Raw genomic sequence first — 12,178 nt, forward strand, 5'->3', positions numbered from 1 at the left:
CCCTGTCCCGCGGACCCGCCATTCGGTCCGCGGGACAGGGCCCGGTGCGAATCAGTCGGTGACCGGATCCAGCATGCGGCTCCGCTCGCCGCTCCAGGAGATCGCCAGCGCGTCACGTGCCCGCGTGCAGGCCACGAAGAGCAGGCAGTGCTCGGCCAGGAGATCCGAACGGTGCTGTACGGCGTCCTCGTCTGCCGGCGTCACCTGCGGAGCGAACGGCAGTACGTTGGACGTCACGCCGACGACGGCCACACAGCGGAACTCCAACCCCTTCATGGCGTGCATCGTCGCCACACGCACGCCCGACACCGACGGTCCCGGATCGTCCTTCACCGCGACGGCGGGGACGCCCTCCCGGCGCAGACGGGCGATGACCGCGTCGACCAGTGTGTTGAACCGGGCGCACACCGCCACCTCGGACGGCTTCACACCGTCCTGGTCGACCCATGTGCGAATCTGCTCCACCAGCGCGCGCAGTTCGTCGTCCTGATTTCCGTGGCCACGCGCCACCGGGTCGCGGCCGTGCAGTTCGGAGCGGTAGCCCCGTAGTGAGTCCCGGCCGCCGCCGTCCTCGTCGTCCTCACCGAGCCGGCCCACCGGCTGACCGTCCAGGAGGGACGCGGACCAGCGCAGAATCTCCTCCGTGCTCCGGTAGTTGAGGCGCAGCCGGGACGTTCGTCCGCGCACGTTGACACCCAAGGACCGCAGCGAGACCCGGGAGTCGTAGATGCGCTGATGGGGATCGCCGACGAGGAACAGGTCGTCGGCCTGCTCGGCCACGCAGGCTCGTAGCACCCGCCACTGGGCCGGATGGAGGTCCTGTGCCTCGTCCACCACGACGTGACGGTAGCGCGGTCCCTGCTCGGCCAGGAGCCGGGCGGCCTGATCGCACACCATGGTGTACGTCGCGGAGTCACGCGATGCCAGATCCTCCGTGAACCGCTCCATGACCCGCCACAGTCGAGCCCGTTGCACCCGTCCCACCTGGGTGCCGCGCCCCCTGCGCACACACCTCAGGTACTCCTCGGGCGTCCGCAGCCCCTGAGCCAGCACGACGTTGCGGAACTCCTGGGACAGGAAGCGCTCCGACCAGGGAAGGTCCTCGCGCGCGGCGGCACGTGTCCACGCGCTCTTCTCCGCCGCCGACGACAGCGGTTTCGGCGAGCTGCCCCTGGTTTCCCGTACGACCCGGGCGGCCAGTGAGTCCACCGTCGTGACGTCGACACGGTCGAGCAGCTGCGCGTCGGCATCACCGAGCAGAAGGGCCAGGCTGTCCCGCAGGGCGCCCGCCATGGCGTTGGTGAAGGTGGTGAGCAGGACCCGGTCGCCCTCGCGTCCGGTACGCAGCAGGTGCCGCACCCGGTGCAGGGCGACGACCGTCTTGCCGGTGCCGGGGCCGCCCGTCACCTGAGCCGGTCCGTTGAAGCCCGGATGGTAGGCGTGTCGGCGCTGGGCGGGATGCAGGAAGACACGCCAGCGAACGAAGTCCTCGGTGAGGATCCGCTCCAGCTCGCCGGGGCCGGTGACCTCCACGATGCTGTTGGGCGTGTTGAGGATCGCCTCGCTGAGCGTGACGGCCGGCCGGTCGTCCGCCGTGCGCACCGTCTGTCCGCGCGGGGCGATCAGCTGTTCCCAGACGTCCTGGGGCGAGTAGTCGGCCGCCAGGTACTCCAGCACCTCGTACTGGTCGGCAGGCATCATGGGGGGCGCCATGACCGTCAGATCGTCGGCGGTGACGCACACGCGCGCCAGTCGCATGACCTGCTCGTCGATGCCGAGGTCCCGAAGCACGGTGTCGGAGTGGTGCGCGAAGAGCCGTGCCGGGGTCCGGACCGCCTTCGTCTCGAAGTAGCTCTCCATCTGCTCGAGTGCCTCGACATTGCGAACTTCCAGGCCTCCGGTGGCGCCGTTGACCGAATAGGCGCGCTTACAGGCCCAGTTGATCGCCTCGTCATGGGGTGCCACTCTGAGGAGGGTGAACAACTCGCTGCCGTCGTCCGGGGCGAGGAGAACGCCCCGGTAGAACTTGGTGACCCGGATCGTACGGATTCGGGGGTCACGCGCCCGCTCGAGCTTCTCCAGATGTATTCCCTTGCTGGCATGGAGCTGAGGCACGGTCAGGCTCCGGAACATCTGGATCGTGTCGTTGACTTCCTTCTGGACAGGTCTCTGCAGGGAGATCAGATCCGCGACGAAGTCGTCGGAGAGGGCGAGACGGGGCATGGGAGTCCTCGGGTCGCGGACGGGCGGTGTACGCGCAGTGGGTCGGGCGGTGAGCGGGCCCCAGCCTAGAGACTCGGCGGGACGGCGAGCGACGGCACCCTCGTATTCGTTGTGTGAACTGAGTCAACGGTCTATATTTCTCGTGTTGTCACACCACCGGTGCACATCCGTGCTCCTACGGCCCTGTCCGAAGGGACCTACCGCATGCCGGCCCAGCCCGCCCAGGCAGCTGTTCCGCATCCGCTCGACGAAGTTCCCCAGACTTTCCGTGCAGGGGACTCCTACGCGGTGCGCGACGCCCTCGTGCACTACGTCCGCAGGGATCTGCTGGGGCCCTGGGACGGTGCGACGGAAACGCTGCCGAGTGCCTCCTCCGGCCCTCGTGACCGGTACCTGGTCGGCATGCTCGGCCCGCGCCCCCAGGACGTCACCGCGGACCGGATCGCCCGAGCGGCCGCCCAGGGCGCGGACGGGGAGTCGGGCGACGAGCAGGAGGGCGACGACAGCGATCTGCAGGACCGACTGACCCCCCAGGTCGCCGGGCACATCTGGGCCTCCTCCATGGGACTGTCCTTCACCGCCCCGGCGTCTGTCGGCACGCTCAGCGTCACCGTCCGCTGGGGTCGCTACAGCCAGTCGGACGAGGCCACCGAGCGGGGAACGACGCGCAGGGTCTGGTCACGCGAGCCGGTCGAGCGCCTGGTGGACATCGACGTCACCGATGGCGCCGACCGCACGGTCCAGCTCGACGGCGGCGCCGTCGTACTCGACGTGCAGGTACGCCGACACACCGGCCGCACGGGCGCCGAGGACCTGCGCATAGTGGAGCTGGCGCTGGTGAACAGGCAGTCGGACAGCGCGGACGCACGCGACGCGCACTGGCTCTTCCAGACCGAGATCGACGTCACCGCCTTCCCCGACGACCAGGCGGCCGTCTTCCTGCCGATCGACGACCCCCTCGATCCGGCGAGCCACGACAACGCACCCGAGGACGCGGAGGAGCGACGGCTGCGTCTGCTCTATCGGGACAGCCTCAGCCACGCGACGGGCCGCAACGTCGCCGTTCACGCGCACGTCCGCGACGGGGAGCGCAATGCGCATCGTCTGACCACCGTCTGGCTTCCCGAGTACGACGTCAGGGCGACCACCGCGCCGGCACTCGAGGACCAGGCTCTCCTCCAGGGGTTGGAGCTGGGCATGGACGAGCTGGCGGCACTTGCCGTGCCCGACCGCCGGGACGAGCTCAGCGCCGCTCTCGCCCCGTTGGCCGACGGGTACGGCACGTGGTTGGAGCAGCAGCGTCGCAGTGCCGCATCGCTCCCCGAGGACCTGCGGGAAGCGGCCGGGACCGCGATTGAGCAAGCGCTGGAGGTCTGCGACCGCATCACCCTCGGCATCGACCGGCTCGTGGCCGACGAGACGGCCCTGCAGGCCTTCCGGTTCGCCAACCGGGCCATGGCCCTGCAGCGCCGCAACACGGCCGTCGCAGCCGTCCGCACCGGCCGTGAGAACGATCCCCGCTCCTACCAGGAGGCCTGTGAGGAGGTGCACGACAAGGGCAAGGCGGCAGCCAGCTGGCGTCCCTTCCAGCTCGCCTTCGTCCTGCTGAACCTCGACTCCCTCACCCAGCCCGGACACCCGCACCGTGGTACCGGCCGTGAAGCCCTCGTCGATCTGCTGTTCTTCCCGACTGGTGGTGGAAAGACCGAGGCGTACCTCGGGCTCGCCGCCTACACCTTCGCCCTGAGGCGCCTCCAGGGCACCATGGGCTCGGGTGCGGAAGCCCGAAGCGGTGAGGCGGGCGTCGGTGTGCTCATGCGCTACACCCTGCGGCTGCTGACCGCCCAGCAGTTCCAGCGAGCCGCCGCCCTGGTCAGCGCCTGCGAAGTCCTGCGCCGCGAGGAGTTCGCGCAGGACCGCCGTTGGGGAGCCACCCCCTTCCGGATCGGGCTCTGGGTGGGTACCTCCGTCTCACCGAACTGGTTCGACGAGGCCAAGGAACAGATCGCCGAAGCCAAGGAGAACGCCAGCGACAAACACGCCCGGGTCCTGCAAGTCCTCACCTGCCCCTGGTGCGGCAGCGGGCTGACCGCCCGCTCGAACATGGAGTACGACGAAGGCCGCCGCAGAATCCTGCTGTACTGCCCTCGCGGCGAGGGGGAGGACCGCTGCCCCTTCTCCCGTCGCGAAGCGCTCGGTGAGGGCATCCCCGTACTCACCGTCGACGAGGAGATCTACCGGCTGGCACCCTCGCTGCTGATCGCGACGGTGGACAAGTTCGCCCAGCTTCCCTGGAACGGTTACTCCGGTCTGTTGTTCGGCAGGGTCACCGAGCTGTGCCCCCGCCACGGCTACCGCCACGACGACCTGGACGCCAAGACCGGCTGCGGTGGCCGCCACAACGCCAGGGGCGACCTGCCGGGCGTCACCGCCCGGCCCGTCACCCGCCTGCGGCCCCCGGACCTGATCATCCAGGACGAGCTTCACCTGATCTCCGGAGCCCTCGGCACCACCGTGGGCCTCTTCGAGGCGGCTGTCGACCAGCTGTGCACGTGGAGCTTCACCGACGCGCACGGAGGACGCCACGAAGTCGGCCCCAAGATCGTCGCCTCCACCGCGACCACCAAGCGGGCCGCCGACCAGGTGCGCGGTGTCTTCGGCCGCAAGGTCGCCGTCTTCCCTCCCCAGGTGCTCGACGTCGGCGACACCTTCTTCTCCCGGCAGGTGGAACTGAGCCGGGAGAACCCCGGCCGCCGCTACCTCGGTGTCTGTGCGCACGGCACTCGTCTCAAGGCCGCCGAGATCCGCGTCGCGGAGATCCTGCTGCTCGCGGCGCAGCAGCTCTTCGACGACCACGGCAGGCCGGCGGACCCGTACATGACCCTTGTGGGCTACTTCAACGCGACCCGCGAACTCGCCGGCATGCGGCGGTACATGGACGACGACATCACCACCCGGGTACGGTCCAACGGCAGCCGCAAAGGTCAGGACACGCTGTCCGACCGCATCGTCAGCAGGGCGGGGATGCTCGGCATCCAGGAACTGACCTCACGCATCTCCTCGTCGGACATCGGCGCGGCCCTGAAGCGGCTGGAGATCGAGTTCGATCCCGAGCGGGACACCTCGGAGCGCAGGCGGGCCCTCCTGCGCGAATACGCCGCCGCCATGAAGGACAAGCGTGAACCCCGTGCGTCCATGACGCCGATCGCGCGACAGGCCGTCGACGTCGTCCTCGCCACCTCTATGCTGCAGGTGGGCGTCGACGTCTCCCGCTTCGGCCTGATGCTTGTCGTGGGCCAGCCCAAGAACACCGCCGAGTACATCCAGGCGTCCTCGCGAGTCGGTCGCGACGCCGCCCGCCCGGGCCTGGTGGTGACCCTCTACAACTGGTCGCGCCCCCGCGACCTCGCCCACTACGAGGACTTCGAGCACTATCACGCGACGTTCTACCGCCAGGTGGAAGCCCTGTCCGTCACTCCGTACACGCGCCGCGCGCTCGACCGCGGTGTAGCCGCCACCTATGTGGCCGCGCTGCGCCACGCGACCTACGAATCCTCCCGCAACCTCGACGCCCACCACGTCGACCTCGACGGACCGCTCGCCCAGGACGTCGAACGGCGGCTTCTCGACCGAGCGGAACGAGTGGGAGGCGACCGGGCCCGCGAATACCTCGGCGAACGACTGGACCGGCTCAAGGACGAATGGCGCCGTAAACGCGACGAGAACAGCTCGGCCCTCGCCTACCGCAAGGAGAAGCACAAGACGACCGTCGTGAACGGGCTGCTGCGGCGAGCGGACGGATCCCGGTGGACCGAACTGACCGTCGGCATGTCGATGCGCGAGACGGAGAACGAGATCAACCTGCTCCTCCCCGGCGGCGGTGCCTTCCTGGAAGAACCCTCGGCTGACGGACCCGACTGGACGTTCGGTGCTTCCGGGGCCGGCTCCGACACCGACCCGGACACCGCGAACACCGTGGACAGCGACGAGTACGGGCCCGTCACGCCCGACCCGGTCAGGAAGGCACAACGATGAGCAGCCAGGGCAGCAACCGCAGGGTCGGCGCCGTACGGCCCAGCCACCTCATGTTCACCGCCGGAGTCGGCGCCCTCGTCGACCTGCCCAACTTCTCCGTCCTGATCCGGGGAATCGACTCCTGGAGCCACTCCGGTGTCACCGACTACGACATCGACGAACCCCGGCTGCGCGCCGCCGTCAACCGGTCGCTCCAGCGCTACGGACGCGGCCAGATCGAGCAGTTGCGTGCCGCACCCTGGCTGGAAGGCGCCGACACGGACCCGAAGGGCTGGGCGGCACAAGGGGTCGGAGTGCCCGTTACGCCATTCCCGCAGTGGCTGCGCTGCACCGCGTGCAATGTGCTGGCCGCGATCGACTCGGGCGAGTTCGCCTTCGTCAATGCCAACCCACGGACGCCGCACGAGGCGAAGTTCGTCCACGACTGCAAGCGGGGCAAGCCGCTGGCCGTGGCGGCCCGCTTCACCCTCGTGTGCACCGTCGGCCACCTCGACGAATTCCCGTACACCCCGTACGTACACCGGGGACAGGCCTGCGGCAAGACCCCGCGTCCGAAGCTCCGGATGAAGGACCACGGCGGCAACCAGGCCGCCAACGTCACCATCGAATGCGTCGCCTGCGGTGTGAAGCGCAACATCCGGGAAGCGATGGGCGAACGAGGCCGAAGCAACCTGCCCCGGTGCCGCGGACGGCATCCGCATCTCGGGGTCTACGAGACGAACGGCTGCGACCAGGAGCCGGTCCTGATGGTGGCGGGCGCGTCCAACCAGTGGTTCCCGCTCACCCTCAGCGCCCTCGCACTGCCCAAGACACAGAGCGGAGACATCGGCAAGCTCCTGGACGACCACTGGCCAGACCTCGAACTCATCGATGAACGAGGACAGTTCGACTTCATGGCGCGCATGCCCAAGTTCACCTTCCTCAAGGATTTCGACGCCGACGCGGTGGTCACGGCGATCACGGCACGCAAGCAGGGGGCCACTGGTCCGGCCCCCTCCGCCCCCGACATCCAGGCCGACCTCTTCGGACCCGAATGGGACGCGCTCTCCGGTCCGATTCCCACGCCCAGCGACGATTTCGCTCTCCGGCAAGTGCCCGTACCGGCCCGCCTGAACGAGTTCTTCGCCGACATCAGACAGGTCGAACGACTGCGTGAAGCTCGGGCGTTGATCGGGTTCACCAGACTCGACGCGCCCGACCCCGAATCGCCGGAGATCGCCAAGCGTGTCGAGCTGTCCCGCGGAGTCCGGAACTGGGTACCCGCCAGCGAGGTGCGCGGTGAGGGTGTCTTCCTGCGCGTGCGGGACGGTCTGATGGCCGAGTGGACCGCACGCATGGAGACGTCGCCGCAGATGGAGGCGCACAGACAGGCGTACGCGCGGTTCCGCGCCAACCGGAAGTCGGACCGCAAGACTAGTGACTTCGACCCCTACTACGGCTGGCCCGGAGCACGGTACATCGCTCTGCACACCCTCTCCCACCTGCTGATCCGCACCATCGCCCTGGAGTGCGGCTACAACTCGGCCTCGCTCGCCGAGCGGATCTACGCCGGGGACGAACAGAATCCGAGAACGGGCATCCTCATCTACACTGCCGTCCCGGACTCCGAGGGCACTCTGGGGGGCCTGGTGTCCCTGGCCGAAGAACGGGAGTTCGACCGGATCGTGCGTCGTGCCCTGACCGGTGCCCGCCACTGTTCGGCCGACCCCCTCTGTGCCGAGCGTCTGCCTCAGGATCCGGCCGACTTCCTCCACGGAGCAGCGTGCCATGTCTGTCTGTTCGTGTCGGAGACCACGTGCGAACGCGGAAACCGGTTCCTGGACCGTCGGTTCCTCGTTCCGCTGACCGGAGACAAGGATCCGGTGCTGACCCCCGTCGGTCTGCTGCCGTGAGTCGGCCTGCGTTCGAAGGAGCTGCCGAGGCCGCCATCGCGGTCCTCGGCCTCTCTCGCAGCAAGGACCTGGCCGGCCTGCTCGCCCAGGGACGCGCCAGGGAACGGATCCTGACCGAACTGGGGACACCCGGAGCCGGTGAAGCCCTCGCAGCGCTGCACGACGCCATGGAGTCGGAGTCGGTGTCCGCCTTCGAGGCGGCCGCCTATGTGCGCGGCTATGTCGCCGCCCGGCGACAGGCCAGGGACACGGTCCGTGTCCGCACCGTGTGGAGCGGTCCTTCGACACCGGCGGTACCGGTGCGGGCCACAGCCCAGGTGCTGGTCGAGGTCATCAACGAGGCCCAGCACGAACTGCTGGCGATGACGTATGCGGCCCGCCCCTACCCCGCCCTGACGAAGGCCCTGACAGAGGCCGCGGACAGAGGAGTCCGAACACACGTGGTGGTCGAGACCCTGGCCGGCGCGGGTGGTCTGCTTTCGGGGAGGGAGCCGGCCGAAGCGTTTGCGGCCGTGCCCGGCCTGCTGCTGTGGGTCTGGGCACGAGGCCCGGCCGAACGGGGCCGTTCGCGCCAGCACGCCAAGCTGGCTGTTGCCGACCGTCACACTCTCCTGCTCGGCAGTGCCAATCTGACCGAGTCCGCTGCTCGGCGCAACATTGAGGCGGGCGTGCTGGTGACCGGCGGTGAAGCACCGCGGCGTGCGGCAGAGCACATCGTTGAACTGCAGCGTCTCGGCGCACTCAGACCCTTGTCGCCGCATTGAGCTCCTGAGTGACAACGAAATCGGACTCGCGCTCCGACTGAAGTCCTCCCATGACGGGTGAGTGCGCCACCGCGCGGCATCCTGATGAGCGGTCAGGAATTACACGTATAGGGTCACGCCATGGTGGGGCTGAGAACACTGCGGGGGGTACCTTCTCGAAGGGGTGCTCGCCTGGCAGCTGAGGTCTAGTGGATACCGTCTGCTGACGGAGAGCGACGACACGGAGCTGTTTCCAACCTGACGGTGGTGTCCGTCAGTCGGGCGGCTCTGCGGCGCAATGAAGCTCCTGGTAGGAGGTGTCACGACCAAGATCCACCCTGCCCCACCAGGAACTTCGTGTGCTTGTCTACTTGTCGTCGATCGATCTGTCCAGCCGCACCCTGCGCTGTCTGAGCGCTCAACCGCAGGCCCGGCGGGAGGTCGGAATGCACCGGCGGCGTCTGCCCACGGACCGACAGGCCCTGCCCGCCTTGGCCCACCTGCGATGCGGCGATACCTATGCCCGGCTCGTTGCTGGGTTCTACATCGGCATCGCGGCCGTCTACCGCTACGTACGCGAGGTCATCGACGTCCTGGCCGCCTTCGCCCCGACCCTGACCGAGGCGATGAAGACCGTCCGGACCGAGGCGTTCGTGATCCTGGACGGCACCTTCCTGCCGATCGACCGGATCGCCGCCGACACCCCGTACTACTCCGGGAAGCACAAGCGCCACGGCATGAACGTCCAAGTCCTCACCGATCCGTTCGGACGGCTGCTGTGGGCGTCACCCGCCCTGCCCGGTTCCGTCCACGACCTGACCGCCGCACGGTCCCACGGGATCTACGATCTCGGTTCCGCGACGTCGAACGACGATCCGCTGCCCGCACCGGACGATCCCGGCCGCGAAGGAACGAGGCAGGATCCGGACAGACAGAGGACGAAACGTTGAGCCGAGTGACCAGCACAGCCCCGGCACCGGAAGGGAAGCGCCGGCCCGAGGGCGTGCGCAGGACGCTCATCGTCCTCGGCGTGGCACTCGCGGTCGTGGTCGGGGGAATCGTGGCCGTGCTCGGCGACCGGGCCGTGTCCGAGAAGGCGGCCAAGGAGAAGAACTGCTGCTGGGAGGAAGGAGTCACTCCCGACATCCTCAGCCTCGGCTCCCCTCTACCCTCTGGTCCTCACCGGCGGATACGCCGTGCAGGCCCATGGCCTGGTCGAACGCTTCAGCCGTGACCTCGACGTCGCCACCGAGAATCCCGCTCCGATGCGGGAGATCGTCGCCTCGCTCACAGCAGGCCTTCGCGCGCGCGGATGGCGGACCACGCACGTCCAGACCGATCCGCTCAGCGGCCGGTTCCTCGTCACCGATCCGGACACCGGCGAGGAGTGCGAGGTCGACGTCCTCAAGGAGGCGTTCTGGGCTCCGCCCGCCCAGACCCCCTACGGCCCCGTTCTTTCCCTCGACGACGTGATCGGCACCAAGGTCAGGGCCCTTGCCGACCGTGGCACCGTCCGCGACCTCATCGACGTCCAGGCCGCTTCCCGCCAGCGCTCCACCGCCGACCTCGAATCCCTGGGCCGCCGTCGCGCCCACGACGAATTCAACCTCGAAGACCTCCGGGACCGGCTGATCGGCGCGGACTGGTACGAGGACGAGGACTACACCGCGTACGGGCTCACCTCCGGGCAGATCGAAGAACTCAAGGCGTGGGCGCTGGAGTGGGCGGAGGACCTGGGCGCACGGATCCACGACGAGAACGCCTGAGAGGCGGTCACCGCGTCCGTCTCGTCCATCGCCGTTGAAAGGAAAAGGACGCGCTGTAGCCGGCACGCTCCGATCCGGAGCCCTTCATGCGCGTTGGCGTCTCGCGGTGCTGGCGTGCCGATGCGGCTCTCCTGGATCTCCACCTCCAGACAACCGCCGAGCGATCGATCGGGTCACCAGCCGTCGTTCGGTGCCGCGGGTGTTCCGTCGTGAACGGACTTGTCTCCCCCTCGACGGGAGACACGCACGTCATGCGACTACACGCGCGTCGCCATGATGTGCCCGCCGTTCGCACGTTCTGGGCCAGCCGTGGACACCGCCAACATGGCGGTCGTCTTCAGGGATGCTCCCGCCCCGGCCAGGGGCACCGGTCTCCTGCATCAACTCACCCGCCTCACGCCGAAGCGGGGCTTCACCCTCGTCGAGGGTCGGTGGGAGACCGCTGCCGGCTTCGCCGCATGCCCGAACATCACTTACGCGCCCCGCAGGCGTGGCATGGCGTCCCTGTCCTGTTCCGGTAGCAGACGCAGGGCGAAGACGGAGCCGTCGGCGTGGACGGAGACCGGACCGCCCCAGTCCTCGTCGAAGGTGAGGCGGGGGCGGACGTGGCGGCTGGCGTGGACGAGGGCGCGGTACTCCTCTACATCGCCTCTGGCGAGCAGGCGGAAGACGTCCTCGTCCATGCCGGAGAACGCCTCGACGCGAGGGCCGTTCAGGCGGAAGACGTGACCGGCGCCGATGTATTCGTTGCCGAAGAGGACATGGGCAGCGTCCTGGATGCTCATGTCGGCTGCGTGTTCGAGGCCGGTGAAGCGTTTGCGGCCCTGCCGGTCGGTCAGGTGGCGGGCGGTGGCGTGGCCGGAGCCGGCGAAGGCCATGAGGCCCGCCGCCGTGGTGCGGGCCGGGGACCCCCGGAACCAGGCGTAGTCCTTCGGCTGCACGTGGCGGCCCCGTACGGGCTCCGGTGCCACCGGGCCCTCGGTCGGCGGGCGGATGTCCGACATCACGTTCTCCTGCGCCGGTTTCGCGTCGAGGTTCGCCTCCCGGCCCTCTGCCGGGTACGACCTGCCGCCGCTGCCCGGTGCCTGGAGGGCGTGAACGGTCATCGTGCCGCCGTCCGTGGGGAGCTGCGTGCTGAACAACAGGCCGGGGGTCTCGCTCCACCGGCCGATGTGGACCGCTTCGGCGTGGGCCGAGGCGGAGGCCGGCTGCTCGGCGGAGGTGGCGGAGTCGCTGTGGTTGCCCTTGTATGCGAGGGGGATGACGAGGGACGGCTCGCCCGGCCGCCGGACCTCGGCGAAGTAGTAGGGTCGAGACCGCCTTTGACCTGCAGAAAGCAGGCAGGGAGCCGTCTCGGAGGAGTCCCGGGTGCTGCGCACTCTGTTCCAGTCCGATCCGAGATCTGACTGTTTGGCGTCGCCGCAGGTCAGGGGCGTCATGCGCCCTTCTCGGGCCAGCAGCAGGCGCCCGAGCGTGGTTCCCGGGTCGGAACGGATGGTTCACCGATGGGCCGCCCGCT

General features: G+C 68.9%; 5 protein-coding genes and 2 pseudogenes. 5 read left to right on the forward strand and 2 right to left on the reverse strand.

Going from position 1 to position 12,178, the window contains the following annotated elements; all coding sequences use genetic code 11:
- Window positions 1-51 precede the first annotated feature (51 nt).
- Window positions 52-2,223 carry a UvrD-helicase domain-containing protein gene (locus tag CP977_RS30100; protein ID WP_152371142.1) on the reverse strand — a complete coding sequence of 724 codons (2,172 nt, stop codon included), beginning with the start codon at window positions 2,221-2,223 and terminating at the stop codon, window positions 52-54.
- A 204-nt stretch (window positions 2,224-2,427) separates the two neighbouring features.
- On the opposite strand from CP977_RS30100, the gene drmA reads away from it, so the two are divergent.
- The 5 genes and pseudogenes from drmA to CP977_RS30125 all read left to right on the forward strand — a co-directional run bounded on the left by drmA (window position 2,428) and on the right by CP977_RS30125 (window position 10,659).
- A complete protein-coding gene (drmA, locus tag CP977_RS30105; RefSeq protein ID WP_208421186.1) occupies window positions 2,428-6,258 on the forward strand; it encodes a DISARM system helicase DrmA in 3,831 nt (1,276 codons plus the stop codon).
- Window positions 6,255-8,150, forward strand: a complete 1,896-nt coding sequence (gene drmB, locus CP977_RS30110; RefSeq protein WP_152371143.1) for a DUF1998 domain-containing protein — start codon at window positions 6,255-6,257, stop codon at window positions 8,148-8,150. Before drmA ends, drmB begins: the two co-directional genes overlap by 4 nt.
- Complete coding sequence (gene drmC, locus CP977_RS30115) at window positions 8,147-8,914, forward strand: DISARM system phospholipase D-like protein DrmC (RefSeq protein WP_152371144.1); 768 nt, start codon at window positions 8,147-8,149, stop codon at window positions 8,912-8,914. The genes drmB and drmC overlap by 4 nt, the downstream gene beginning before the upstream one ends.
- A 338-nt stretch (window positions 8,915-9,252) precedes the next feature.
- Window positions 9,253-9,741, forward strand: a pseudogene (locus CP977_RS30120) (transposase family protein); the annotation flags it as partial.
- A gap of 296 nt (window positions 9,742-10,037) precedes the next feature.
- Window positions 10,038-10,659: pseudogene (locus tag CP977_RS30125) on the forward strand (nucleotidyl transferase AbiEii/AbiGii toxin family protein).
- 473 nt (window positions 10,660-11,132) lie between these two features.
- On the opposite strand, the gene CP977_RS30130 reads toward CP977_RS30125, so the two are convergent.
- Window positions 11,133-12,098, reverse strand: a complete 966-nt coding sequence (locus CP977_RS30130; RefSeq protein ID WP_183953260.1) for a hypothetical protein — start codon at window positions 12,096-12,098, stop codon at window positions 11,133-11,135.
- Window positions 12,099-12,178 lie beyond the last annotated feature (80 nt).

Source organism: Streptomyces cinereoruber, assembly GCF_009299385.1.
Classification (GTDB): Bacteria; Actinomycetota; Actinomycetes; order Streptomycetales; family Streptomycetaceae; genus Streptomyces; species Streptomyces bikiniensis.